The organism is Methylophaga sp. OBS3 (assembly GCF_026319325.1).
Lineage (GTDB): Bacteria > Pseudomonadota > Gammaproteobacteria > Nitrosococcales > Methylophagaceae > Methylophaga.
In genome coordinates, this window is sequence record NZ_JAPDMU010000001.1 from 119,910 (window position 1) to 143,995 (window position 24,086).

General features: G+C 44.1%; 27 protein-coding genes. 19 read left to right on the forward strand and 8 right to left on the reverse strand.

Translation table 11 applies throughout. The features are described 5' to 3' along the window. The first annotated feature begins 2 nt into the window (after positions 1 to 2). The 7 genes from OMP94_RS00625 (at position 3) to OMP94_RS00655 (ending at position 6,420) form a co-directional block, all read left to right on the forward strand. A complete protein-coding gene (locus tag OMP94_RS00625) occupies positions 3 to 1,154 on the forward strand; it encodes a D-alanyl-D-alanine carboxypeptidase family protein (RefSeq protein WP_266274851.1) in 1,152 nt (383 codons plus the stop codon). 4 nt (positions 1,155 to 1,158) lie between these two features. Further along, the gene (gene dat / locus OMP94_RS00630; RefSeq protein ID WP_266274854.1) at positions 1,159 to 2,010 is read left to right on the forward strand and encodes a D-amino-acid transaminase; all 852 of its coding nucleotides are present in this window, start codon (positions 1,159 to 1,161) and stop codon (positions 2,008 to 2,010) included. Further along, positions 2,007 to 2,282, forward strand: a complete 276-nt coding sequence (locus OMP94_RS00635) for a YbeD family protein (RefSeq protein ID WP_266274856.1) — start codon at positions 2,007 to 2,009, stop codon at positions 2,280 to 2,282. The genes dat and OMP94_RS00635 overlap by 4 nt, the downstream gene beginning before the upstream one ends. Beyond that, positions 2,282 to 2,887, forward strand: a complete 606-nt coding sequence (gene lipB / locus OMP94_RS00640) for a lipoyl(octanoyl) transferase LipB (protein WP_266274858.1) — start codon at positions 2,282 to 2,284, stop codon at positions 2,885 to 2,887. The genes OMP94_RS00635 and lipB overlap by 1 nt, the downstream gene beginning before the upstream one ends. 1 nt (position 2,888) lies before the next feature. After that, positions 2,889 to 3,842: a lipoyl synthase gene (gene lipA / locus OMP94_RS00645; RefSeq protein WP_266274860.1), complete on the forward strand. Its 954-nt coding sequence runs from the start codon at positions 2,889 to 2,891 to the stop codon at positions 3,840 to 3,842. Positions 3,843 to 3,864: 22 nt separating this feature from the next. Next, a complete protein-coding gene (locus OMP94_RS00650; RefSeq protein ID WP_266274864.1) occupies positions 3,865 to 5,136 on the forward strand; it encodes an NAD(P)/FAD-dependent oxidoreductase in 1,272 nt (423 codons plus the stop codon). A 105-nt stretch (positions 5,137 to 5,241) separates the two neighbouring features. Beyond that, positions 5,242 to 6,420, forward strand: a complete 1,179-nt coding sequence (locus tag OMP94_RS00655) for a citrate synthase (protein WP_266274866.1) — start codon at positions 5,242 to 5,244, stop codon at positions 6,418 to 6,420. Here the strand turns inward: OMP94_RS00655 and epmB are convergent, their stop codons facing one another. Next, positions 6,421 to 7,428 (reverse strand): EF-P beta-lysylation protein EpmB, encoded by a 1,008-nt coding sequence (gene epmB, locus OMP94_RS00660; RefSeq protein WP_266274868.1) that lies wholly within the window; start codon positions 7,426 to 7,428, stop codon positions 6,421 to 6,423. A gap of 53 nt (positions 7,429 to 7,481) precedes the next feature. Here epmB and efp point away from each other — a divergent pair, with 53 nt between their 5' ends. Beyond that, positions 7,482 to 8,051 carry an elongation factor P gene (gene efp / locus OMP94_RS00665; protein WP_266274870.1) on the forward strand — a complete coding sequence of 190 codons (570 nt, stop codon included), beginning with the start codon at positions 7,482 to 7,484 and terminating at the stop codon, positions 8,049 to 8,051. 33 nt (positions 8,052 to 8,084) lie between these two features. Beyond that, on the forward strand, positions 8,085 to 9,050 hold the full coding sequence (gene epmA, locus OMP94_RS00670; RefSeq protein WP_266274872.1) for an EF-P lysine aminoacylase EpmA: 966 nt from the start codon (positions 8,085 to 8,087) through the stop codon (positions 9,048 to 9,050). Here the strand turns inward: epmA and OMP94_RS00675 are convergent, their stop codons facing one another. Continuing rightward, positions 9,051 to 10,355, reverse strand: a complete 1,305-nt coding sequence (locus OMP94_RS00675) for a TRAP transporter large permease (protein WP_266274874.1) — start codon at positions 10,353 to 10,355, stop codon at positions 9,051 to 9,053. Next, complete coding sequence (locus OMP94_RS00680; protein WP_266274876.1) at positions 10,355 to 10,879, reverse strand: TRAP transporter small permease subunit; 525 nt, start codon at positions 10,877 to 10,879, stop codon at positions 10,355 to 10,357. Before OMP94_RS00680 ends, OMP94_RS00675 begins: the two co-directional genes overlap by 1 nt. Positions 10,880 to 11,026: 147 nt before the next feature. Here OMP94_RS00680 and OMP94_RS00685 point away from each other — a divergent pair, with 147 nt between their 5' ends. From OMP94_RS00685 to thpR, 4 genes are read left to right on the forward strand one after another with little or no spacing between them, the layout of a single operon-like run. Then, positions 11,027 to 11,398 carry a DUF4389 domain-containing protein gene (locus OMP94_RS00685; RefSeq protein ID WP_266274878.1) on the forward strand — a complete coding sequence of 124 codons (372 nt, stop codon included), beginning with the start codon at positions 11,027 to 11,029 and terminating at the stop codon, positions 11,396 to 11,398. Between the two features lie 18 nt (positions 11,399 to 11,416). After that, positions 11,417 to 12,187 carry a peroxide stress protein YaaA gene (yaaA, locus tag OMP94_RS00690; RefSeq protein ID WP_266274880.1) on the forward strand — a complete coding sequence of 257 codons (771 nt, stop codon included), beginning with the start codon at positions 11,417 to 11,419 and terminating at the stop codon, positions 12,185 to 12,187. Positions 12,188 to 12,209: 22 nt separating this feature from the next. Then, positions 12,210 to 13,628, forward strand: a complete 1,419-nt coding sequence (locus OMP94_RS00695; RefSeq protein WP_266274882.1) for a diguanylate cyclase — start codon at positions 12,210 to 12,212, stop codon at positions 13,626 to 13,628. Beyond that, positions 13,628 to 14,158, forward strand: a complete 531-nt coding sequence (thpR, locus tag OMP94_RS00700; protein WP_266274884.1) for an RNA 2',3'-cyclic phosphodiesterase — start codon at positions 13,628 to 13,630, stop codon at positions 14,156 to 14,158. The genes OMP94_RS00695 and thpR overlap by 1 nt, the downstream gene beginning before the upstream one ends. Here the strand turns inward: thpR and OMP94_RS00705 are convergent. After that, complete coding sequence (locus tag OMP94_RS00705) at positions 14,151 to 15,686, reverse strand: carbon-nitrogen hydrolase family protein (RefSeq protein ID WP_266274886.1); 1,536 nt, start codon at positions 15,684 to 15,686, stop codon at positions 14,151 to 14,153. The genes thpR and OMP94_RS00705 overlap by 8 nt on opposite strands. Before the next feature lie 120 nt (positions 15,687 to 15,806). Then, the gene (gene gluQRS, locus OMP94_RS00710) at positions 15,807 to 16,727 is read right to left on the reverse strand and encodes a tRNA glutamyl-Q(34) synthetase GluQRS (protein ID WP_266274888.1); all 921 of its coding nucleotides are present in this window, start codon (positions 16,725 to 16,727) and stop codon (positions 15,807 to 15,809) included. A 110-nt stretch (positions 16,728 to 16,837) separates the two neighbouring features. Here gluQRS and OMP94_RS00715 point away from each other — a divergent pair, with 110 nt between their 5' ends. Then, the gene (locus tag OMP94_RS00715) at positions 16,838 to 17,248 is read left to right on the forward strand and encodes a gamma-glutamylcyclotransferase family protein (RefSeq protein WP_266274890.1); all 411 of its coding nucleotides are present in this window, start codon (positions 16,838 to 16,840) and stop codon (positions 17,246 to 17,248) included. Between the two features lie 3 nt (positions 17,249 to 17,251). After that, positions 17,252 to 17,542 carry a hypothetical protein gene (locus tag OMP94_RS00720; RefSeq protein WP_266274892.1) on the forward strand — a complete coding sequence of 97 codons (291 nt, stop codon included), beginning with the start codon at positions 17,252 to 17,254 and terminating at the stop codon, positions 17,540 to 17,542. 42 nt (positions 17,543 to 17,584) lie between these two features. Here the strand turns inward: OMP94_RS00720 and OMP94_RS00725 are convergent, their stop codons facing one another. The 3 genes from OMP94_RS00725 to OMP94_RS00735 form a co-directional block, all read right to left on the reverse strand. Then, positions 17,585 to 17,734 carry a DUF3096 domain-containing protein gene (locus tag OMP94_RS00725; protein ID WP_266274894.1) on the reverse strand — a complete coding sequence of 50 codons (150 nt, stop codon included), beginning with the start codon at positions 17,732 to 17,734 and terminating at the stop codon, positions 17,585 to 17,587. Positions 17,735 to 17,844: 110 nt separating this feature from the next. Further along, positions 17,845 to 18,603 carry an endonuclease/exonuclease/phosphatase family protein gene (locus OMP94_RS00730; RefSeq protein WP_323135046.1) on the reverse strand — a complete coding sequence of 253 codons (759 nt, stop codon included), beginning with the start codon at positions 18,601 to 18,603 and terminating at the stop codon, positions 17,845 to 17,847. 122 nt (positions 18,604 to 18,725) lie between these two features. Then, the gene (locus OMP94_RS00735) at positions 18,726 to 19,256 is read right to left on the reverse strand and encodes an ATP-dependent zinc protease (RefSeq protein WP_266274898.1); all 531 of its coding nucleotides are present in this window, start codon (positions 19,254 to 19,256) and stop codon (positions 18,726 to 18,728) included. A 236-nt stretch (positions 19,257 to 19,492) separates the two neighbouring features. On the opposite strand from OMP94_RS00735, the gene htpG reads away from it, so the two are divergent. The 4 genes from htpG (at position 19,493) to OMP94_RS00755 (ending at position 23,980) form a co-directional block, all read left to right on the forward strand. After that, positions 19,493 to 21,400: a molecular chaperone HtpG gene (htpG, locus tag OMP94_RS00740; RefSeq protein ID WP_266276427.1), complete on the forward strand. Its 1,908-nt coding sequence runs from the start codon at positions 19,493 to 19,495 to the stop codon at positions 21,398 to 21,400. A 123-nt stretch (positions 21,401 to 21,523) separates the two neighbouring features. Beyond that, a complete protein-coding gene (hslO, locus tag OMP94_RS00745) occupies positions 21,524 to 22,420 on the forward strand; it encodes an Hsp33 family molecular chaperone HslO (RefSeq protein WP_266274900.1) in 897 nt (298 codons plus the stop codon). 419 nt (positions 22,421 to 22,839) lie between these two features. Beyond that, positions 22,840 to 23,388, forward strand: coding sequence for a hypothetical protein (locus OMP94_RS00750; RefSeq protein ID WP_266274902.1), 549 nt, complete (start codon positions 22,840 to 22,842; stop codon positions 23,386 to 23,388). A gap of 49 nt (positions 23,389 to 23,437) precedes the next feature. Further along, positions 23,438 to 23,980, forward strand: coding sequence for a cytochrome b (locus tag OMP94_RS00755; protein WP_266274904.1), 543 nt, complete (start codon positions 23,438 to 23,440; stop codon positions 23,978 to 23,980). Positions 23,981 to 24,086: the final 106 nt, after the last annotated feature.

Consider the following 24,086-nt stretch of genomic DNA (forward strand, 5'->3'; position numbering starts at 1 on the left):
GCATGATCAAATTGTTCAAAAATCTACTTGCCTCTGCAGCCATTTTGACTGTCAGTACCACCAGCTTTGCTGGTGCAGTTGTCCCTAATCCGGTTGCACCGACGATTGCAGCATCGTCATATATTTTATTGGATCACGATAGTGGCAAAGTACTGGCGGAGAATGCCTCGGAAGAGCGTTTACCGCCGGCAAGTATCACGAAGTTGATGACATCTTATGTAATTGCCAATGAGTTAGAGGCTGGCAATATCAAATTAGATGATGAAGTCAGCATCAGTGAAAATGCATGGCGAATGATTGGTTCACGCAGCTTTATTGAAGTCGGTACGAAAGTGCCGGTTGAAGCTTTATTACGCGGCATGATCATTCAATCAGGTAATGATGCAGCTGTTGCATTAGCGGAACATATTGCCGGTAGTGAAGAAGTTTTCGCTCAAATGATGAATCAGTACGCCCAACAACTGGGTATGGTGAACACGCATTTTATGAATGCGACAGGTTTGCCTGATCCTGAGCATTACACAACGGCACGAGATATTGCGATCATGTCTTCGGCACTGATCAGAAACTTCCCTGAACATTACAAATGGTATTCAGATAAAGAATTTACCTATAACGGTATTACGCAACATAACCGTAATAAATTACTGTGGCGTGATAACAGTGTTGATGGTTTAAAAACTGGTCATACCGAAGAAGCAGGTTTTTGTTTATCTGCTTCAGCTAAGCGCGATGGCATGCGTTTAATCGCTGTTGTTTTGGGTACACGTAGTGAAAATGCTCGTGCACAAGAAATTCAGAAATTATTTAATTATGGTTTCCGTTTCTTTGAAACACACCAGCTGTATGCAGCCGGCGAAAAAATTACTGAAAGTAAAGTCTGGAAAGGTGATGCTAAATCCATTGATTTAGGTCTAGCAGAAGGTTTTTATGTCACTGTTCCACGTGGTCAGTATAAAGAGCTTGAAGCTATCAGTAATTTACAACAACCAATGATTGCACCAATTACAGCCGGTACTGAGCTCGGTGAAGTTGAAGTACGTTTAGGTGAAGAAGTTATCACCACACAAAAATTGGTTGCCTTGAAAGATGTTGAAAAAGGTAGCTGGTGGCATCGTTTGATTGACAGCATTTTGCTGTTAATTTGGGGTTAATTGCGTGCCTGAAGTGTATTTAAATGGTCGCTTTATGGCGGCCGAAGATGCCAAAGTGTCAGCCATGGATCGGGGTTACCTTTTTGGTGACGGCGTCTATGAAGTGATCCCTGTTTATCGTGGGCAGGCATTTTTACTCGAAGGTCACTTGGCTCGTTTGCAACGTAGTCTTGCGGAAATTGAGATCAAAAGTCCGTTTGATAATGCTGGTTGGTCAGCATTAATTGCGGAGTTAGTTGATAAAAATGGGGGGGGCGACCAGTCGGTTTACCTGCAGGTAACTCGTGGTAGTGCGCCGCAACGAGACCATATTTTTCCAGCAACGGTTATCCCCGGGGTTTTTATGATGAGCAACCCATTAAAACCTGTTGCTGAAAGCTGGCATCAAAATGGTGTTGAAGTCATCACACTAGATGATATTCGTTGGCAGCGCTGTGATATTAAAGCAATTGCCTTGCTTGCCAATTGTTTATTAAAACAACGTGCACAGGAAGCTGGTGCGCAAGAAGCGCTGTTACTTCGTGATGGTGCGTTGACAGAAGGCGCTGCAAGTAACGCTTATATAGTTGTTAATGGCGAAATTATTACCGCACCGAGTGGTAACCAGATTTTACCGGGCATTACCCGTGACTTGGTTTTAGAATTGGCTGAACAGGCAGGTATTAACGTGCAATTACGTTATGCCAGTCATGAAGAGCTTAAAGCGGCTGATGAAGTCTGGATCAGTAGTTCAACCAAAGAGTTATTGCCGGTAACGCGTGTAGATGGCCAGATGGTCGGTACAGGTAAACCTGGGAACGTATGGCAAAATCTTCATCAACGTTTTCAAGAATTTAAAAGCGAGGTATTACAATGACCACGCCTGAACAACCAGAAACACTACTTGAATTTCCCTGCCAATATGCTGTTAAAGCGATGGGGGAGAGTAGTGAAGACTTCGATGCCCTAGTTGTTGAAATTGTTTTGCGCCATGTGCCTGCACTTGCTGAAAATGCCGTCAATACACGCCAGAGTTCGGGGGGTAAATATACGTCGGTCACGGTGACTTTTGAGGCGACAAGTAAAGCACAACTTGATGCTATTTATCAGGATCTTACTGACGAAGCACGAGTCAAATACGCGCTGTAATGATCATTCGTGATTTGGGAAGCCAACCTTACCAGCCAATTTGGCAGGATATGTTGGCATTTACCGATGCAAGACAAGCAACCACTGAAGATGAGTTGTGGTTATCAGAGCATTCGCCGGTATTTACCCTTGGCCGTAATGGTAAACACGAACATCTCCTTAATACTGACGATATTCCGGTTGTTGAGACTGATCGCGGTGGGCAAGTGACTTACCATGGGCCAGGCCAGTTAATCGGCTATACCTTGTTTGATTTACGTCGGTTAGGTGTTGGGGTTCGGCAAATGGTATCGATCCTTGAAAATAGTGTGATTGATGTCTTAGCTGAGTTTGGTATTGAGGCAAATGCTAGAGCTGATGCGCCAGGTGTCTATGTTGATCATGCTAAAATTGCAGCCCTTGGTCTAAGAGTCAAAAACGGCGCCTGTTATCATGGTGTCAGTTTTAATATAGATATGGACTTGTCGCCATTTAACCGGATAAACCCCTGCGGTTATGCCGGTATGGCGGTGACTGATTGTCGTCAGTTGGCTATTTCGCTAACAATGGCAGATGCAAAAACACGATTTAGCGCCGCGCTACAAGCGCAGTTGGCAAAGGTTTAAGATGACACAGAACACTCCAAAACGTGATGTTAAAGCGCTGAAAGGCGAGTCGAAAGTTTCACGTATCCCCATCAAAGTTGTGCCTTCAGAACCTAAGCGCAAACCCACTTGGATCCGGGCTCAGGCACAAGGACATCCCGAAGTGCAACGTATCAAATCGATGCTGCGTGAGCACAATCTGCATACCGTATGTGAAGAAGCATCATGCCCAAATTTAGGTGAATGTTTTACACATGGTACCGCCACGTTTTTGATCATGGGGAATATCTGCACCCGTCGCTGCCCATTTTGTGATGTGGCTCATGGTCGACCAGACCCATTAGATGAAAATGAGCCAGAGCATCTGGCTAAAACTATCGCCGCCATGCGTTTAAAACATGTTGTGGTGACCTCAGTTGATCGTGATGATTTACGTGATGGTGGCGCCGGACATTTTTCGCGTTGTATCAGTGAAATTCGTCACCAGTCTCCAGAAACGCGTATTGAGGTTTTGGTGCCTGATTTCCGTGGACGTATGGATGCTGCACTAGAAATTCTGGCTGATAATCCGCCTGATATTTTCAATCACAATCTTGAGTCGATTCCACGTTTATACAAAGCGGTGAGACCAGGTTCTGATTACGATTGGTCTTTAGATTTAATCCAACGCTTCCAACAAGCGCATCCTAATGTGCCGACAAAGTCTGGGCTAATGTTGGGGTTAGGTGAAACCATTGAAGAAGTAAAAGCGGTGTTACGTGACTTACGTGAACATGGATGCCGCATGTTGACCCTAGGCCAATATCTGCAGCCAAGCCGTCATCATTTGCCAGTCGAGCGTTTTGTTACGCCTGAAGAGTTCGCTGATCTAGCTGCTTATGCAAAATCATTAGGCTTTGAACAAGTTGCCAGTGGTCCTATGGTACGCTCGTCGTATCATGCTGATTTACAGGCCGCAGGAGATTTTGTCGCCTGACCCAACGTGGGGGAGTTCGTTGATGCAAAGCAATCGTCGTCGCTTTCTACAAATGACCGCTGCAGGTAGTGCGGTAGCTGCTCTCCCTTTTGGTTTAAATGCGTGTTCAAAATCGGTAAATAAAGCCAAAGTTGTCGTCATCGGCGGTGGTTTTGCTGGTGCCACAGCAGCACGCTATATGTCGATGTGGGCGCCAGATATTGATATTACCGTTATCGAACCAAACAAGGCTTTTGTTTCTTGTCCACAAAGTAATCTGGTATTGAGTGGTAGTCGGACGATAAATGAGTTAACTCGCCAATACGACAAGCTAGCCGCAAATCCATCTATTAGCTGGGTACAAGATATCGTTACCGGTATTGATACCGATAAACGCCAAGTGGTCGTCAATTCGGGTGATAAATTTCATTACGACAGACTCATCATCGCTCCGGGTATCGCATTTAATTACGACCAATTACCGATGCTGGCAAGCGTGGAGGCGCAGCAAAAAGTGCCTCATGCTTGGAAAGCAGGCCCACAAACTACTCTTTTACATCAGCAGCTTGAATCTATGCCTACAGGCGGCACAGTTGTAATGACGATTCCCAGCGGTCCATATCGCTGTCCACCCGGCCCCTATGAACGTGCTTGTCAGATAGCGCTCCATTTAAAGCGTCATAACCCGACTGGAAAGTTACTAGTTTTAGATGCAAACCCCGACATTGTCTCCAAAAAAGGCTTGTTTACTAATGCCTGGGAGCAGCTTTATTCGGGACTAATTGAATATATTCCGACCAGTGCGGTTGAACATGTTGATGTTGCTTCCCTCAAGATTGAAACGTTGTTTGATACCTATCAGGCGGATGTTTTAAACGTGATACCGCCGCAATTAGCGGGTAAAGTTGCCGAGATGGCCGGTGTTATTAATATTGATAACCGTTGGTGTGATGTTGATTTTCGTAGTTATGAGTCAACAGCTGTCGCAAATGTCCATGTCATTGGTGATGCTGTTGCAGCAAAAACGCCAAAATCCGGACATATTGCTAACCAACAAGCCAAGGTTTGTGCGGCAGCAGTAATCAGTCTATTACGTGAGCAAACACCGAATGCCGAACCGGTATTTAGTAATACCTGTTATAGCTTTGTCAGTGAGAAGCAGGCCATGCATGTTGCTAATGTGTATCGCTTCGATGCTGAGGCAAAAGAAATGTTAACCATGGACGGCGGCGGTGTGTCTGCCGAAGCAAATGAACAAGAAGCAAGATATGCCCAAGGTTGGGCAGAAAACATCTGGGCCGATATCTTGGGCTAACATTTCACTGCCGTAATCATGTGCGGGATGGCGTCAATGGATTGAGCAGGTATAATGCCTGCTATTGAGTAATTTCCACTCTCTGGAAGAAAACACGAGGTTTACATGAGCGATTTTTTACCCGGTCTGGAAGGCGTGCCTGCCACCAAGTCAGCGATTTCTTTTATTGATGGTGAAAAAGGTATCCTTAGTTACCGTGGTTATCCGCTTGAAACATTGGCAACCAACAGCACTTTTGAAGAAACGACGCTGCTATTGTTGGATGGTGAGTTACCAACCAAAGCCAATCTAAATCGCTTTTCAAAACAACTTCGTTCAAATTACCGAATCAAATATCACATCCGTGAAATGATGCGTCATTTCCCGCATACCGGTCATCCTATGGATATGCTGCAAACAGCAGTTTCCAGTCTGGGCATGTTCTATCCGGGTACGGAATGCCTGACCGATGCAGATAGCTGTGAAGATATCGATTACGTTCGTAACATGACCGTGAATATCATCGCGCAAATGGCACCTTTGGTCGCCATGTGGCAACACATGCGCCATGGTTATGACCCGATTAATCCACGTGATGATTTGTCTGTTGCCGAAAACTTGTTGTACATGTTTACTGGTAAAGAGCCTGATACCTTGATGGCGCGAATCATGGATGTGTGCTTGATTTTGCATGCTGAACACACATTGAATGCCTCAACTTTTGCAGCGTTGGTTGCAGGTTCAACTTTAGCGTCTCCTTATAGCGTTATTTCTGCAGCGATTGGTACCTTGTCTGGTCCTTTACATGGCGGTGCTAACCAGCGTGTTGTCAGTATGCTGCAAGAAATTGGCTCACCGCAAAATGTTGAAGCCTGGGTTGATAAGAAACTGGCTAACAAAGAAGTTATCTGGGGAATGGGCCATCGTGAGTACAAAGTTAAAGATCCACGTGCCACAATCCTGCATAAACTGACGACACAATTAATTGAAGAGCGCGGCGGCCATTTGGATGAAATGTTCGAAATCGCCATGAAGCTTGAAGAAGTTTGTGCTGACAGATTGGGTCATAAAGGCGTTTACCCTAACGTCGACTTCTACTCGGGTATTTTGTACTCAGAGATGGGTATTCCTGAAGACCAGTTCACGGCATTGTTTGCAGTTGCCCGTAGCGCAGGTTGGTTAGCACATTGGCGTGAGCAAATTGCTAATAACCGTATTTATCGCCCTACACAGATTTATGTTGGCCATGAAGAGCGTGAGTACGTTCCAATGTCTAAACGTGGTAAAGCAAGTCAGAAAGCCTAATTAAACAATAATGGTTTTACTGGATTCGCCTGCAATCTCGCGAACCAGTCTAGGCACCAAATAACCCGGCAGGGCAGCGCGCATTGTGGCAATGAGTTGCTCGCCCTGTAATTGGGAAACATCAAAGTGTTGTGCGCCCTGAACTTTATCAAGCAGGTGAAGATAGTAGGGCAACACCGCAGCCTCATGCAGGCGTTCACTGAGCGAAATCAACGTTTCAGCATCATCATTGACACCTTTAAGCAGTACTGCCTGATTTAATAAGTCACAACCCACTTCACGCAATTGGCTTAATACTTTTACTGTTTCAGTGTCTATTTCATTGCCATGATTCGCATGGATAACCATAACTACCCGTAAACGTGTTTCTTTTAAGCTCGCGAGTAATTTATTGGTAATGCGTTTAGGTAAAACCAGTGGCAGTCGAGTATGAATTCTTAGACGTTTTACATGTGGAATTGACGATAAGTCGTTAATCATATTGCCGAGCTTAAGATCACTTAGCGCTAACGGGTCTCCGCCACTTAAAATCACTTCGCTAATACTGATATCAGCGCGTAATGCGGCCAATGTTTCCTGCCATTGGCTGGCTAAGGGATTGCTGTTGCTATACGGAAAGTGCCGACGAAAACAGTAGCGACAATGAATCGCACATGCGCCAGTGGTTAAAAGCAAAGCGCGACCCTGATACTTTTGTAATACGCCGGGATTACTGACAGCTTGGTGATCACCGACCGGATCCATCATGTAACCTTCAGCTGGAATGCCTTCATCGGTTAATGGAAATACCTGACGTAATAACGGATCAGCGATATCTCCATACTGCATTTTATTTAAATAACTTTCTGTTACCCGCAATGGAAAAGCTTTTAAAGCTTGAGCATCAAGCGCTTCAAGCTGCTTATCAAGGCCCAAACGGCGCAGTAATTCGCTTGGATCACTAATGCAGTTTGCGAGTTCTTGTTGCCAATCAGTAAAGATTACGGCGGCGTTGGATTGCGGTATCATAGTGCGCTTTATTTTGAGTAACAGGCGACGATCGTCCCTTAAAAGAGGTTTGCATGGCAACTTATAGTACCAATGAATTTAAAGGCGGATTGAAATTCATGCTGGATGGCGATCCTTGCAGCATCATTGAAAATGAATTTGTTAAGCCGGGTAAAGGGCAAGCTTTTAACCGGGTTAAATTCCGCAACTTGAAAACTGGCCGTGTAAACGAGCGTACTTTCAAATCAAACGATACAGTTGAAAGCGCTGACGTTGTTGAGATGGAATTAGAGTATTCATACACCGATGGTGAGTTCTGGCACTTTATGGATCCAACCACTTTCGAACAGTATGCCGCTGATGCGAATGCGATCACTGAATCAAAAGATTGGTTAAAAGAGCAATACACCTACACAGTAACTCTGTGGAACGGCTCACCATTGTTGGTTACACCGCCAAATTTCGTCAATCTGGCTGTTACTGAAACTGATCCAGGCGTGCGTGGTGATACTTCTGGTGGTGGCGGTAAACCAGCTACTTTAGAAACAGGTGCGGTTGTGCGTGTACCACTGTTTATCGAAATCGGTGAAGTTTTACGTGTTGATACGCGTTCTGCATCATACGTAGAGCGTGCTAAAGACTAATCAGTCTTTTGGAATAACATTCGTTAGCATTAAATGTTATTACCAAGCGAAACACCTGCATTACTAAAAAAACGGGCAGCACTGAACAACGCTGTCCGTTCTTTTTTTGCCCAAAGAGAAGTCCTTGAAGTTCAGACGCCGGTGTTATCCCATTCGGCACCGACAGCGCCTTATTTAGATAGCTTTTCAACGGCTTTTAATCAGGGCACAAGCCAACAACCACTTTACCTACACACATCCCCAGAATTTGCCATGAAACGGCTGTTAGCGGCTGGGAGTGGCGCTATCTATCAAATATGTCCGGTATTTCGAAATGGTGAGGCTGGGCGAGTACATAGTCCTGAATTTACGATGCTGGAATGGTATCGACCTGATTTCACTTTAGAAGCATTAATGGATGAGGTTGATGAGCTATTACAACGCATTCTTGATAGCCAACCTGCACAACGTATTTCCTATCAACAAGCTTTTCAGCAAACACTGAATATTGATGTTTTTGCTGTGCCGACAGATACGCTTTGCCAGCTAGCAATGACGCATATAAAAGGCGTTACGAAAGAGTGGACTAATGATCGTGATGCTTGGTTAGAGTTATTGATGAGTGAAATCGTTGAGCCAACTTTTGTTCAAGGCAAAAGTCCCGTTATGGTCTATGACTTTCCGGTGAGTCAGGCACAGCTAGCTAAAACCTATCAGAATTCACAATGCGAACAGGTTGCCGCAAGATTCGAGGTCTATGTTGGCGGTGTTGAGTTGGCCAATGGCTATGATGAATTACTAGATGCAGAGGTGTTGGCAAAGCGCTTTGAGCGAGACAATCAATATCGCGAAGAGCAAGGCTTACCAGTCATGCCAATTGACCATAACCTGCTTGCTTCAATGCAACAGGGCTTACCAGCTTGTTCTGGGGTCGCCCTGGGCCTTGATAGGTTATTTATGTTGCAGCTTGGTAAATCAGCAATCGATGAGGTGACACCGATTCGATTTGATAATGCCTGATTATTGAATTTTTGACGGTAACCACAAGCTGATATCTGGGAATGCAATCAGCAGACCTAATACCAAAATTTGAATCGCAACAAACGGCACGATGCCCTTATAAATTGACGCAAGCTTGAGGCTTGGCGGCGCACTGGCTTTTAAATAAAACAGTGAGAAACCAAATGGCGGCGTCAAAAATGAGGTTTGTAGGTTCATTGCAATCAGCAAGGCAAACCACAGTGGGTCAAGACCCAATACCATTGCTACAGGTGCCAGAACTGGCACAACAATAAAACAGATCTCGATAAAGTCTAAGAAGAAACCCAAGACAAAAATCAGCAACATACTCAGTAGCAGGAATGTCCATTTACCGCCGGGTAAGTTTGAGAAAATCTCTAAAATAAGATCATCACCGCCCATACCAACAAATACCAAACCAAAAGCGGTGGCGCCGATAAAAATTAAAAATACCATGCTGGTTAAGCGGGTCGTTTTTTCCATGGCATCTTTTAGGTTTGCCAGACTTAACCGTTTATTTATTGCCGCCAATATCAAAGCACCCAACGCGCCAACAGCCGCGGATTCGGTTGGTGAGGCAACACCAAAGAAAATTGAGCCCAATACCGCCACAATCAGCAACAGAGGTGGCAACAAGCTCTTGATAACGCTAATCAGCAGGTTCGCTTGACTCGCATCATTATCAACCACTGCCGGTGCCATTTCTGGATTTCGCCATGCGGTATAAAAGATATAAGCCATATAAAGCGAAATCAGAATCATGCCGGGGATAACCGCGCCGATAAATAATTCACCTACCGGTACGCCGATAACATCACCTAATAAAATAAGGATGATGCTAGGGGGGATGATTTGACCCAGCGTGCCAGAAGCGGCAATCGTGCCACTTGCTAAACTTGGTGCATAACCACGGTTTAACATGGCTGGTAAAGCAATAACTGCCATGGTGACTACGGATGCGCCGACAACACCTGTGGTTGCCGCTAATAGTGCACCTACCATAACTACTGAAATCGCCAAACCACCACGAATTCGGCCAAAAAGACGGCCCATAGTAGACAGTAAATCTTCTGCGAGTCCCGACTTTTCGAGAATGACGCCCATAAAGACAAATAAGGGCACAGCCAACAAGGTAAAGTTGGTCATGACACCCCATATTCGAAGCGGAAGTAAATCAAAGAAGCTGGCACCTAAAAAGATGCTGCCAAATAGCAAGGCAATTGCCCCTAAGGTAAATGCTACTGGATAGCCCACCAGCAATAAGGCAAATAACAGTACAAACATCAACAGCGCCCAGACTTCCATTAACGGGCCTCCGTTTCTTTAAGTACTAAAATATTGCGTAATAGCTCGCCAATACCCTGGATTAGCAACAAACTAAAACCAATGACAATGCTGCTTTTTATGAGATAACGATAGGGAAGGCCGCCTGGGTCTGGTGAGCTTTCTTGATACCAGAAAGCATTTTGTACAAAAGGCCAAGCACTAACTAACACTAAAATACAAAATGGCGTGAGTAATAACAGCATGCCGACAATATTCACCCACGCACGCTGACGGTCTGTGAATCGTTGGCTATTAAAAAACACATCAACCCGGACATGCCCGTCATGTTTGAGTGTATAAGCACCACCCAATAAAAATATCAGCGCAAAAATATGCCACTCAAGTTCTTGTAAGGCGACAGCACCGCTATTAAAAACATAGCGCATAAATACGTCATAACAAGTGAGTAGTACCAGTGCGAGTACTAACCAAGAAATTAGTCGTCCGCTAAACTCGGTAAAATTATCTATCCGCTGCAGACAGCTTCGCATCCAGTCCGTCATGGTTATCAATTCATTTGGCTTAAACGGAGAGAGTGTCCCACAAAGGTGCCTAAATGCGCTAGCCAAAGCTGATTTGATAGAGGATGATCCCGAGTCGCTTGGGAAATGATAAAGTACTTCTTAGATTGATATTTAAGGAGAAAAATCATGGCACTACATCCAGATGCGCCAACCAACAGTGAGCGCACTCAGCTCATCCGCTTACTGTATATGCTGTTATTTGGCCTGATTATGTATATGGCCTTGATGGTGTTGGTTGTGGTGGTCATTGTGCAATTTGTGTTTGCCTTATTTGCCGATGAGCCAAACACGGGCATTCGAAATTTTTCTCGTGATCTTGCGCAGTACATTCATCAGATCACCTTATTTCTGACCTATAACGATGAGCGTCGTCCTTTCCCGTTTAACCCACTCTATGACGAAGTGGTTGAAGAGGAAGATGATTCAACAGCCGCCTATGAGGCTGAATTTCAAGATATCACTGACAAAGACAGTGACAACAAAACACCAAAAAACTGAGGGAGTATTTAGCAGATCATGCTGACCGTTATTTCGCCTGCAAAGACGCTGGATTTTGAATCTGAGGCGACGACTGAAAAATTTAGCCAACCAGCGTTTTTAAAGACATCACAGCAATTGATTGATGGTCTGAAAAAATGCTCTGTTCAAGAGATCGCCAGTCTGATGTCAATCAGTGACAAGCTGGCTGGTTTAAATGTGGCTCGTTATCAAGAGTGGCAAACACCATTTAGTCCAGACAATGCCAAACAAGCTGTTTTAGCGTTTAAAGGGGATGTTTATACCGGACTTGATGCTGAAACATTGGATGCCAAAGGTTTGGACTTTGCACAAACCCATCTACGTATTTTGTCTGGTCTTTATGGTGTTTTAAAACCTCTCGATTTAATGCAGGCCTACCGTTTGGAAATGGGCACAAAGTTTGGTGTTAACGGCAAAAAAGATTTGTACCAATTCTGGGGAAGTCAAATCCGTGAAGCGCTATCAGAAGAAGCGGCATTACAAGATAAAATTCTGATTAATCTGGCGTCTAATGAATACTTTAAGGCGGTTCAGGCCAAAAAGTTAGATGCACGAATTATCACACCAGTATTTAAAGACTGGAAAAATGGTCAATACAAAATGATCAGTTTTTACGCCAAAAAAGCACGTGGTTTGATGAGCCGTTTTATCATTGATAAACAGATCGATGAACCAGAAGCACTGAAAGCATTTGATTACGAAGGTTATCGCTTTAGTGAAGAAATGACCAAAGGCGATGACTGGGTATTTATCCGTGATCATGGGTGACAAACTGACGAGCTAACGACACATGCCAACAAGGAAGTTGATACTAAGTTATATTTTTTTGCATGGATTGCTGTTAGCAATACCTGCGCAAGCATTGCCGCTTACAGAGCAAGAGCAACAATATCTCGCCGGGCTTTATGAGATCCGTTTGTGTGCTGATCCAGATTGGTTGCCTTATGAAGGTATTGACCAAGATGCTCAGCACATTGGCATCATGTCCGATTTCCATCAATTATGGGCTGACAAGATAGGTATCAATGTTACGCTGGTGCCGACACAAGATTGGACACAATCTCTGGAATATATTCAGACAGCCCGGTGCGATATTCTCTCAAGCGCACAAGATGTCGCTGCGCGACGCCATTATTTGGCGATTACCGATCCTTTTATTTTTTATCCATTAGCCATAGCTACACAGCCTGACAATCTATTTGTTATCAATCTTGAACAGGTTGTTGATAGGCAATTTGCGATGGTCGAAGGCTATGCCAGTATTGATATTCTCAAACGCAGTCACCCTAAACTTAATGTATTAAAAGTGAGCTCGGCGCTTGAGGGATTAAAGCTGGTCGAGAAAGGCCAAGTTTACGGCTACATCGACACTGTCCCCACCATTAATTACCAAATGCTCAGACACGGTATTTCACATTTAAAAATTAGTGGGGTATTGGACGAACAATATGCGATGTCGGTTGGTATTGGCCGACATGCTATGCCACTTCAGAGCATTTATAACAAAGCGATTGCTGATACCACGGAACTTGAGCGTCAGAAGATTTTAAAAAATTGGCTTTCAGTTACGATGCACTCTAACGTTAACTATACCGTGATATGGCAAGTGGGTTTGATTGCCTTGGTTTTGTTAGCCGTTTTGTATTATCGCTATCGTATTGTGCAACGACATAATAAGCGTTTAAAGCATATCAATGCTGAGCTTTCTCATATGTCACAGAACGATCAACTGACGGGTATTGCAAATCGTTACCGGCTGCATCAACGTTTGAATCAAGAAATAAAATCCGACCGTGTTACCCATCATAGCTTTAGCATTATGCTCATCGATGTTGATAACTTTAAGATGATTAATGATGAATATGGCCATGCCGTTGGTGATCAGGTAATTCAAGAAGTAGCTAATCTTTTAACTGCCATGATCCGCGATCAAGATCTGGTTGGCCGTTGGGGCGGGGAAGAGTTTTTGATTATTTGCCCGCAAACATCTCAACAGGGTGCTTTACAGTTAGCCGAACAAATCCGTCAGCAAGTTCAGCAGCATGACTTTGTCATTGAAGGTCAAATGACGGTCAGTATCGGTGTCAGTGAATATATCTTCGATGAAGATGTTTCAACCTGTCTAAAACGTGCCGATGATGCACTCTATTTGGCAAAAAATCGTGGTCGAAACCAAACCGTTCTTGCGCCTGTTGCTGCTGAAAGTTAATGTCTGAACGACTGTTTTTTGCATTATTGCCAGACAGTCAGGCCAAGCAAGCCATTACATCGGTTATGAATCAGATATCTGATGCTGGCTTACGGTTGTATCCGCAAACGAATTTGCATCAGACCTTAGTGTTTATTGGTCAGTTTGAGCAAAGTCAGATTCAGGCACTTATTACTGATTGCCACGCAATCTCTTTACCGCCCATAACGATGCAGTTTGAAGTGCTTGAGTTTTGGGATAAACCTAAAGTGTTGTGTCTTACCGCCAAACATCAATCGCAAGCCTTACAAAAATTAGTTCATTCATTACAAAATGTTGTACAAAAGCATGGTATTACTTTGGAACAACGTCCTTATCGACCACACATCACAATTGCGAGAAAAGCCAAGCAAACAACTGAACTCAGCTTTACACCCATTCGTTTCACAGCCAATGAATTTGTGTTGATGCGCTCCGTTAGCACGGAAAACGGACCAGTATATGAACCTATTTATCGTTGGCCGCTTAACGGCAGACCAATGGTTAACTGAGTTGTTGCTTGCTACTCAATAACTGATACAGGTTCTTACGACGGTTTTTCAGGTTGGTGACGGCACCTTCATTTCTCACCAGTTTGAGTTTTTCCAAATCTAAGTCAGAAAACATCATCATCTCAGTATTAGCTGTCGTTTCGGCCATCACCGCATCATGTGGGAAAGCAAAGTCAGAAGGCGAAAATACCGATGACTGCGCGTATTGCACATCAAGATTTTCAACTTTGGGTAAGTTACCGACACTACCAGTGATGGCAACGTAACATTCGTTTTCGATGGCGCGTGCTTGGGCACAATGTCGCACGCGAAGATAAGCATTTTTAGTATCCGTCCAATACGGTACAAAAATGATATCGACGTTTTGATCGGCGGCGATTCGGCCAAGTTCCGGAAACTCAATGTCGTAACAAATCATGATCGCAACACGGCCGGCATCAGTGTCAAACACCTGAAAATCATCACCGCCTTCAATGACCCAGTCGCGTTTCTCATGTGGTGTGATATGCACTTTGCGTTGCATCTCGACGCGACCATCACGATGGCAAAGATAGGAAACATTAAAGACCCGGTCATTTTCGATAAGTGGCATTGAGCCAGTAATAATGTTGATGTTGTAGCTGACTGCCATCTCAGACATTTCATCACGAAACTGTTCGGTAAACCCTGCTAAAAATCGAATTGCCCGAGTTTGATCAACTTGATCAGTTAGCCCCATTAAAGGCGCATTAAAAAACTCTGGGAAAAGGGCGAAGTCGCTTTTGTAATCGGAAAGCGCATCGACGAAGTATTCAACTTGTTTGAGTACCTCTTCAACCGAACTAAACTCCCGCATTTGCCATTGAACCGCGCCAAGACGAACCTGTGTTTTCCGCGTTCTGACCACCGGTTCTGGCGGTGTATAAAGAATATTATTCCAATCTAATAGCGTCGCATGACCGAGAGACTTTTCATCCTCAGGCAAATACTTATGCATCAAGCGTGTGACCTGAAAATCATTAGACAATTGGAAAGTCAGAATCGGGTCGTAAATTTCTTTACGTGATACTTGCTGAATATATTCAGCAGGAGACAGCTCTTTAGCGAATTTGTGGTAATTAGGAATCCTGCCACCAGCGAGAATTGCCCGTAAATTCATTGAACGGCAGAGTTCTTTGCGAGCTTCATATAGTCGACGACCAAGGCGGTAGCCTCGGTATTCTGGATGAATAAATACATCCAGTCCGTACAACGAATCCCCTTTTGGGTTATGCCAAATTTTTTCGTTACTTAAGATGAGATCGTCATAGGTGTGAGGATTACTGAAACGTTCGTAATTCACCATAACGGTTAAGGCAACAGCAATGAGTTCACCTGAGTCTTCGATACAGATTTGGCCTTCCGGAAACTGGCTGACAAGTCCATCGATAGTTGTCAGTGGCCAAGCACCGCCAATATCGTTGTAAACCACATCCATTAACTGTTTGAGCTGTTCGTAATCGTCTAGGTTGAGATTACGCAGGTTTAAGTGCAGCTCTTCGTGGGCCATAAATACTCCATTACTGATGAGATACATCCGAGTCTAGCAGAAAGCTGGTTAGGGCTGTCAGGAGCGACTTCAGATTTTCAATATATCGGATTAAGTGTAAGCTTGATGACACAGCTAATGTTATTCAGTGATAAGCGTCACTGGCAGCGTTTGCTTTTTGGGGATTTGGTTGATTGACCAATTATCAATTGCCCACTGCCATATGTCGGGTAACGAGGCGCTGTAAAGATCATCAGGTGTCTGCATTCCCAATAACGTCAAGACTTGGCAAATGACCTTACCTTTGTCTTCAGCGCGGATAGGTTCAGCACGATTTTGTTTACTGAGTTTTTGACCTTGCTGATCAGTAATAACCGGTAAATGGGCATAACGTGGCTGTGAATAGCCTAGCAGTTGTTGTAACAAAACTTGCCGGGGCGTTGAAAGCAACAAATCTACACCTCGAACAATATCGGTAATGTTTTGCCATGCGTCATCAATGACCACTGCTAATTGATAAGCAAAAATACCGTCTGCCCGTCGTAAGACAAAGTCACCCACCTCCCTCTCAAGATTTTGACTTATGGTTTGTTGAATACGATCTTCAATGGTGATTGTTTGATTGGGTACGTGACATCGCCAAGCTCTAGCAGATTTTCCCGCTAATCCATTTCGACAGGTGCCCGGATAAATTAGGCCTTCATGACCCGTCTTAGCAATGTCAGCAATTTCTTTACGGCTACAGCCACATGGATACACTAAGCATTGCTGACAAAGTTCGTCTAAAATGGCTTGGTAACGGGATAAATGCTGACTTTGATAGATAACTTCACGATCCCATGCCAATCCAAAAGCATTAAGTGTTCTTAAAATATCATCAGCAGCACCTTGAACTTCGCGCGGTTTATCAAGGTCTTCCATTCGAACTAACCAAATACCTTGATGGGCTTTAGCATCAAGATAACTAGCTGTTGCCGTTAACAGTGAACCAAAGTGAAGTGGCCCTGTTGGCGACGGTGCAAATCGGCCAATATATAAGTCTGATTTTAAGGTTTGCTTCATGTTTGCCTGTAATCATCAGTTTCCGGAACGGCTGCCATCAATAGTGATTACGTCATGCAGCAGAACCAGACAAAATGTAACAAGACGGACTAGGATTGCCCAGCTTCAATATGTCAGATTATTTATTTATATACGGTACGTTAAGGCATTATTTAATTCAGGATATGCAATTACATCAGGATACTGAGTTTATTGGTGAAGCCAGTATGCGTGGCCGTTTGTATTTGTTAGATGGTTATCCCGGAGCGGTGGATTCCGTCGATTTTGCGGATAATGTCGTGGGGGAGTTGTATCGCATTCGCCGACAACAAGCATTATTTAGTACGCTTGATGACTATGAAGAATGCTCAGAAAAATTTCCTCAGCCACATGAATACCGTCGTGAATTACGTCCTGTGAGTCTGGCTGATGGCAGGCAGATAGTTGCTTGGGTGTATCTATACAATTGGGATATTCGTGGCTTGCCACAAATTGTATCCGGTGATTTTTTAGGGCGTGATGGCGCCAGCATGCAGGAGTAAAGCGTGAGTTCAGCATTTTTTCGACAACAGTGGGCTGCACTACAAGCACAACTTCGTCAGAGTCAGACAGAGAGCTGGCTAAAACGAATCTTTGTTTGGTTGATGCTTGGCGTGATGATGGTATTTAGCCTGTTTGCATTGTTGTTTTTATTATTGTTGAGTTGGATTTTATTGCCATTGATGATTTTTCGGGCACGACGTGCAATGCGTCGCCAACAACAATCAAATCAGGGCTATACGGCGAGAAATGACGATAATGTGATCGAAGGAGAAATCATCGATCGAGAGCGGTAAAAGTAATCGCCCGGTGCAGCACAGCACCGGACGACTTTTATCTTATGGGGTGATATTCAAATTACCGCCAAAAATACCCACAACACCGATGATGATGAGATAGATAGCAACGATGTAATTCAAAAGTCGTGGCACGATCAAAATCAGAATACCGGCGATCAGCGATAAAAGTGGTGTTAGTGCAATTGTCATGAATATCTCCCTAGCGTAATGAAATGATTTCCGAGTATGCCCGTCTGTTTAAACCTCTCGCAAACGACAATGACCGAAAAATTGATCCAGTAGACATAATTGGTTTGTAATTAAAAATTGAACGCTGCAATGAGTGGCGCATGGTCTGACAAATTTTGCCAAGCAGAACGTGGCGGACGCTCACACAACACAGGCTCAAGACCGCGAAAATAAATCCTATCCATCTTGAGTAACGGTAACCAAGCTGGCCATGTGCGCGCATGTTTATTGTGTAATGTGCGGTAGGCTTCTTTTAAATTTAGATGTTGGTAGAGATGCTTTTCTGCCTGAACCCCCCAATCATTAAAGTCACCAGCCACAATCAATGGGGCGTTGTGTGGCACATATTCATCAATACGATCACACAGCTGCACAAATTGTTTTTTACGCTCTCCACCCGTAAGACCTAAATGAATACAAATAATATGTAATTCCTCAGTGGTACCAGGAAGGTGAATCACGCCGTGCAAAATACTGCGACTCGCCCAGCTATAAGGTGAGATATTGATATTTTCCCAACGCATAAGTGGGAATTTACTCAGTATTGCGTTGCCGTGGTGTCCAACGCTATAGACGGCATTTTTGGCATAAGCAAAGTGCGGCCAAGTATCCCTAGCAATAAACTCACAGTGGGGACAATCCGGCCAGCGGACATGTTTTTTTTGGTGGGTGTGATGCTCGCCTTGGATTTCTTGCAAAAGCATAATATCGGCATCAGTCTGCGCTAAGGCATCACGCATTTCATGCAATATAAATTGCCTGTTACCCGCGTTAAAACCCTTATGCAGGTTATATGTCAGTATACGTAACTGATTATTTGCCATATTCATTTAGTGAGGCGTTAAAGCTATACACTAGCACTTTGAGATGCCCCTTTATATGACATTTAGTGAAGTGGCAGCTGTGACCATATTGTCATCAACTGCCACGACAGGATGTTGAATACTGATAACTAGTATTCGTTGGCCGCCAAATCGACGTCGCAATTCGGCTCTACTGTGTTTTTATCAGCAGAACTCACTAATAACGATTCGTCTAAATAGTTACGACCAACTAGGATAGGAAAAGTCATGCGACTACGATCAGCCAGCGTAAAGTTGGTTTTCTTGAAGTAGTCACCAACACACAGTCCCATTTCAACGACATAACGTTCTTGAGAGCCACTGGCTTGTTTGACGACTGTTCTTTCAACGAGTGGTCTGGTCATTTCATGTGCCACATCATTGTGATCAATGAAATTAAATCTCACATATTCTTTGCCATTTTTTTCGATAACTTTGGCATCTACACCATACATCGAGTTAGTGGTTGCCCCAGTATCAATACGGGCTGGGATTTGAATATTGCCCGGAAATAGTGCTGCATTTTCTTCATGGCCTAAAACCGGCTGATTGTCGGCTTTAGGGATTTCGGTGGGGGCTTGTTGATTAGCACTCACCGATAAACTTACTGCCATTAAACAACCTAACATTGTCAAACGCATGGTGTTTTCCTCCTCATTGAGTTGAATTGGTTTTACCATCAAAATTCTTCGTTAATGACATGATTCATTGCTTGAAGTTCGGGCTGAGTTTAGCAAGAATTGTTAAGACCCTGATTTAACATGGGTTAGTGACACAGCACTGAAAATCGGCATTGAACAAATTTTTTGCTTGAATTTTTATCGGCTAGCCCCATCTCAGATGCATCGTTTAAAACTTCCTAATGGAGAACAGACCAATGGGCGTTGATGCACATAAAGAAACAATGGGGTTTCAGACTGAAGTTAAGCAACTGCTTAACCTGATGATTCACTCGCTGTACAGCAATAAAGAAATCTTCCTCAGAGAGTTAGTTTCTAATGCAGCGGATGCTGCCGACAAGCTGCGTTTTGAAGCATTATCTGATGATGCTTTGTATGAGGGTGATGCTGAGCTACAAATTCGTGTCGACTTTGACAAGGATGCCCGCACTATCACGATTACCGATAACGGTATTGGTATGACGCGTCAGGAAGTAATCGACAATATCGGTACGATTGCCCGCAGCGGTACCAAAGCCTTTTTTGGTAAGTTAACTGGTGACGAAGCCAAAGACTCACAACTAATTGGTCAGTTTGGTGTGGGTTTCTATTCTGCGTTTATTGTTGCCGACAAAGTCACGTTAAAAACGCGCCGTGCTGGCCTTACTGCAGAACACGGTGTGGTTTGGGAGTCGGCAGGTGAAGGCGAATTCTCAATCGAAAACATTGATATGCCAGCTCGTGGTACTGAAATTACGCTGCATCTGCGTGAAGGTGAAGATGAATTCTTAAACGGCTGGCGTCTGCGTAACATCATCAGTAAATACTCGGATCACATCAATTTACCAATCGTGATGCGTAAAGAAGTAACGCCAGACGAAGACGGCAATGTGGATGACAGCGTCATTGAGTTTGAAACCGTTAACAAAGCGACCGCATTGTGGACGTTGTCTAAAAATGACATCAGTGACGAGCAATACCAAGAGTTTTATAAGCAAGTCGCGCATGACTTTGAAGATCCATTGACGTGGACGCATAACAAAGTCGAAGGCAATATCGAATACACCTCGCTGCTTTATATTCCCTCACGTGCACCGTTCGATCTGTGGGATCGTGACCGCATGCACGGCATCAAACTGTACGTAAAACGTGTTTTCATCATGGAAGACAGTGAACAGTTGATGCCGCGTTATCTTCGTTTTATTCGTGGTGTGATTGATACTAACGATCTGCCATTGAACGTATCGCGTGAAATTCTCCAAGGCAGCAAAACCATCGATACGATTCGCGCGGCATCAGTCAAAAAAGTGCTCAGCGAACTGAATAAGATGGCTGAAAATGAGCCAGAGCAATACACCAAGTTCTGGAATGAGTTTGGTCAGGTCATTAAAGAAGGCCCAGGTGAAGACTTTGCTAACAAAGATGCTTTAGCCAAACTGCTGCGTTTTGCCACAACAGAATCTGGTAGCCAAGATCAGACGGTTTCATTGGCAGACTATGTCGGCCGAATGAAAGAAAAGCAGGACAAGATTTATTACATCACTGCTGAAAGTTATGCCGCGGCTAAAAACAGCCCACACCTTGAAGTCTTCCGTAAGAAAGGCATCGAAGTGTTATTGCTGACAGATCGTGTTGATGAATGGTTGGTCAATTCACTGACAGATTTTGATGGCAAACATCTGCAATCGGTTGCTAAGGGTGACTTAGATTTAGGTGAGCTTGAAGACGAGTCAGAGAAAAAAGCACACGAAGAAGTAGAAAAGAACTTTGAAGATTTAATCGAGAAAGTGAAAAAGTCACTCGATGACAAAGTCAAAGATGTTCGTATCACGCATCGACTCACTGATTCACCAGCTTGTTTGGTTGCTGATAACTACGATATGAGCGGTAACTTGGAGCGTATGCTTAAAGCTGCCGGTCAACAAGTGCAAACTAGTAAGCCAATCTTGGAGCTCAACCCAGAGCATCCAATGGTCGCGAAACTGAAAGATGAGTCTAGCGAAGATAAATTTGCAGATTGGACATCTATCTTGTTTGACCAAGCGCTACTGGCTGAAGGTGGTCAGTTAGATGACCCAGCGAGTTTTGTTAAAAAGTTAAACGCAATGTTATTGCAACAGGCCTAAACGCCAAAATCTGAGGGTTAAGTGATTAGCCCTCAGACGATAATTGTGAAATACGTTAAAATGCCGGTTAATCACACCGGCATTTTTTCTGCCTAGTGAATTGCCAACTGCTAAGGATTTACCATGCAAGACGACGCCCAACAGGCTGACCATCTTCAACGTTTTTTATTTGATAGTGCTGCTGTGCGCGGTGAATGGTTACAGTTAAAAGAAACATGGCAAACCGTCAAAGCGCAACGTGACTACCCACCTGCGGTAGCGAAGTTGTTGGGTGAAATGTTAGGCGCAGCAGCGTTATTGGCTGAAACCGTCAAAATGGATGGTCGTTTGGTTTTGCAATGTCGTAGCCAAGGTCCGGTTTCTTTATTGATGGTGGAATGCACCAGCGAACATACCTTACGTGGTTTAGCTAACTGGACCGGTGATATTGCTGACGATGCTTCAATGCAGTCATTGCTGGCGGATGGCACATTGGTACTGACGATTGAAAATGCCGGTGCCAAACAACCGTATCAAGGTGTTGTCAGTATCCATGGTGAGTCTATTGCCGAAGCATTAGAAACTTACTTTGCTCAGTCTGAACAATTAAATACCCGTATTTGGCTGCGTACCAATGAGGAAACCGTTGGCGGTTTGATGTTGCAACAGTTACCGGAACAAGATCCAGCTAAACACGATGAAGACTGGCAGCGTTTAAACCATTTGGCAGCAACCATCACGTCTGAAGAGTTGTTGGATTTAGATGCCGTGAATTTATTACACCGGCTGTTTAATGAAGAAACTGTGCGGCTGATGTCGACGACGGTTCTAGAGTTTGCCTGCACCTGCTCCCGTCAGCGTGTGGCCGACACAATCAAATTGTTAGGTCAGCAAGAAGCCGAGGAAATTATTGAAGAACGCGGTTTTGTAGAGTTGGCCTGTGAGTTTTGTAACACCCATTATCAATTTGATCCGGTCGATGTGGCTGGTCTGTTTAATGACCCGATGACCATTCAAAGTGATTCAAAAACACTGCACTAAATCTTGAGATACGTTTCAATCAAAAATAGCCGTTTAACAGATCTGTTAAGCGGCTTTTTTATTTGCCAAATCACGAATATTTTTCGCAAACGCGGTTTAGTTCCTTGATGGGGAAAACCTCCCTAGCGCTACCTGTAACCACCACCATGGCTGACATTAACCAGCTTTGGTAAAAACTGTCAGGAATATCCCTATTTTGGTTAGGAATTATTCCTAATCGAGAACAAACTCATTGTTCCTTTGTCCTTAGCTTGTAAGCTTTTACTGGCGCTGATTAGGTGTTTTTCCCTATGAATAGCGGGCAAACAATCTTCACCTAGGCATTCAGCTTGAGTTAAGCTTCACGCTGCAGATTGAAGCAGCACGTAGCCTCATGAGAGAGAGGTATTTTTAATAATAACAACTAGGACAGGTGTTATATGGTTGATAAAAAATCGAAGCTGCCACAGTGGGCCAGTATTCTTGGCGTCGTGGCGATTATGCTTGGTGTGTTTCTGACAGCAATGCATGGTACAGAGTGGATGAAGCAATCAGTGATTGTTTCAAACATGCCTGAGTCAGGTGTGATGCCAGAGGCGGATTGTCCGTTAGAAGAATTAGAAGAAGAGGGGATCTCACTCGCTGAGTGTGAGTATCTGGTTGATCATGTTGGTGGCTTTGCACTGTCAATGCCTGACTGGTTTCCGGGTGCAATGATGACATTGGCAATGATTGGTACGATTTTGGCCTTTTTGTCAGTCATTATCGGTGGTGCTTTAGTGAACTACACATCATGGTCTTCAGCGGCTGCCGTTGCCGTATTTGCCGGACTGGCCTTGGTTGATCTGTTGCAGTTTGCTGTTGTTGTTAATACCGGTCCAGTATTACGTGACTACTACCTATGGAGCATTTTGTTGTGGTTAATCATCCACTCAATGTTATTGGTAGGCGCCGTTGCCGGTCGTCACACTGAAGCTGAGCGGGTTTGAGCTAGGCTCACCCAATTCTAATAATATTCACAAATACGGGACGATTAACATGCAAAGAGAAGGTTTTAACCGAACATCCGTAATCATGCACTGGCTATTGGCCGTGTCGATTTTTTTCTTATTCTTATCTAGCTGGTGGATGATGGGCTTGCCATTACCATCACCTGAACTGCAATTTCGGGCATTTCCATTCCAGTTGCATAAAAACGTAGGTCTGACAGCAGTTATTCTGTTGCTAGTACTACTTTATATGCGACTAAGACATCGCCCTGCGCCACCAGCGCAAAGTGATATGAAGCCATGGATGCACAATATGGCTGTTGTGGCGCATGTTGGTATCTATCTGCTGATTTTGGCCGTCTGTGTGACGGGGTATTTATCATCAGCTCATACACGTTGGGATACCTCATTCTGGTGGTTGTTTGATTTCCCACGTATCGCTGAGCCTAATGAAGAACTCAACGAATACTGGGGTGAGTTACACACGTATTTTGCTTGGGCATTGTTAGCCTTTATTGCGGCGCATGTCAGTGGTGCGATTTACCACTCATTCCGCAACGATGGTATTGTCCGTCGCATGATGCGTTGGTAATTCCGCACAGCGAAATGTCAAAGAAATGGGCCCTAGTGGCCCATTTTTTTTGTTAGCACAATATGTTGAAAGTAAAACCTGAGTAGGGATATTTCATTTTTACTGA

Coding starts and splice junctions, on each gene's coding strand:
- OMP94_RS00625 (WP_266274851.1), top strand. CDS start 3: ATGATCAAATTGTTCAAAAATCTACTTGCCTCTGCAGCCATTTTGACT.
- OMP94_RS00635 (WP_266274856.1), top strand. CDS start 2,007: ATGACCACGCCTGAACAACCAGAAACACTACTTGAATTTCCCTGCCAA.
- lipB (WP_266274858.1), top strand. CDS start 2,282: ATGATCATTCGTGATTTGGGAAGCCAACCTTACCAGCCAATTTGGCAG.
- lipA (WP_266274860.1), top strand. CDS start 2,889: ATGACACAGAACACTCCAAAACGTGATGTTAAAGCGCTGAAAGGCGAG.
- OMP94_RS00650 (WP_266274864.1), top strand. CDS start 3,865: ATGCAAAGCAATCGTCGTCGCTTTCTACAAATGACCGCTGCAGGTAGT.
- OMP94_RS00655 (WP_266274866.1), top strand. CDS start 5,242: ATGAGCGATTTTTTACCCGGTCTGGAAGGCGTGCCTGCCACCAAGTCA.
- epmB (WP_266274868.1), bottom strand. CDS start 7,428: ATGATACCGCAATCCAACGCCGCCGTAATCTTTACTGATTGGCAACAA.
- efp (WP_266274870.1), top strand. CDS start 7,482: ATGGCAACTTATAGTACCAATGAATTTAAAGGCGGATTGAAATTCATG.
- epmA (WP_266274872.1), top strand. CDS start 8,085: ATGTTATTACCAAGCGAAACACCTGCATTACTAAAAAAACGGGCAGCA.
- OMP94_RS00675 (WP_266274874.1), bottom strand. CDS start 10,355: ATGGAAGTCTGGGCGCTGTTGATGTTTGTACTGTTATTTGCCTTATTG.
- OMP94_RS00680 (WP_266274876.1), bottom strand. CDS start 10,879: ATGACGGACTGGATGCGAAGCTGTCTGCAGCGGATAGATAATTTTACC.
- OMP94_RS00685 (WP_266274878.1), top strand. CDS start 11,027: ATGGCACTACATCCAGATGCGCCAACCAACAGTGAGCGCACTCAGCTC.
- yaaA (WP_266274880.1), top strand. CDS start 11,417: ATGCTGACCGTTATTTCGCCTGCAAAGACGCTGGATTTTGAATCTGAG.
- OMP94_RS00695 (WP_266274882.1), top strand. CDS start 12,210: ATGCCAACAAGGAAGTTGATACTAAGTTATATTTTTTTGCATGGATTG.
- thpR (WP_266274884.1), top strand. CDS start 13,628: ATGTCTGAACGACTGTTTTTTGCATTATTGCCAGACAGTCAGGCCAAG.
- OMP94_RS00705 (WP_266274886.1), bottom strand. CDS start 15,686: ATGGCCCACGAAGAGCTGCACTTAAACCTGCGTAATCTCAACCTAGAC.
- gluQRS (WP_266274888.1), bottom strand. CDS start 16,727: ATGAAGCAAACCTTAAAATCAGACTTATATATTGGCCGATTTGCACCG.
- OMP94_RS00715 (WP_266274890.1), top strand. CDS start 16,838: ATGTCAGATTATTTATTTATATACGGTACGTTAAGGCATTATTTAATT.
- OMP94_RS00725 (WP_266274894.1), bottom strand. CDS start 17,734: ATGACAATTGCACTAACACCACTTTTATCGCTGATCGCCGGTATTCTG.
- OMP94_RS00730 (WP_323135046.1), bottom strand. CDS start 18,603: ATGAATATGGCAAATAATCAGTTACGTATACTGACATATAACCTGCAT.
- OMP94_RS00735 (WP_266274898.1), bottom strand. CDS start 19,256: ATGCGTTTGACAATGTTAGGTTGTTTAATGGCAGTAAGTTTATCGGTG.
- htpG (WP_266276427.1), top strand. CDS start 19,493: ATGGGCGTTGATGCACATAAAGAAACAATGGGGTTTCAGACTGAAGTT.
- hslO (WP_266274900.1), top strand. CDS start 21,524: ATGCAAGACGACGCCCAACAGGCTGACCATCTTCAACGTTTTTTATTT.
- OMP94_RS00750 (WP_266274902.1), top strand. CDS start 22,840: ATGGTTGATAAAAAATCGAAGCTGCCACAGTGGGCCAGTATTCTTGGC.
- OMP94_RS00755 (WP_266274904.1), top strand. CDS start 23,438: ATGCAAAGAGAAGGTTTTAACCGAACATCCGTAATCATGCACTGGCTA.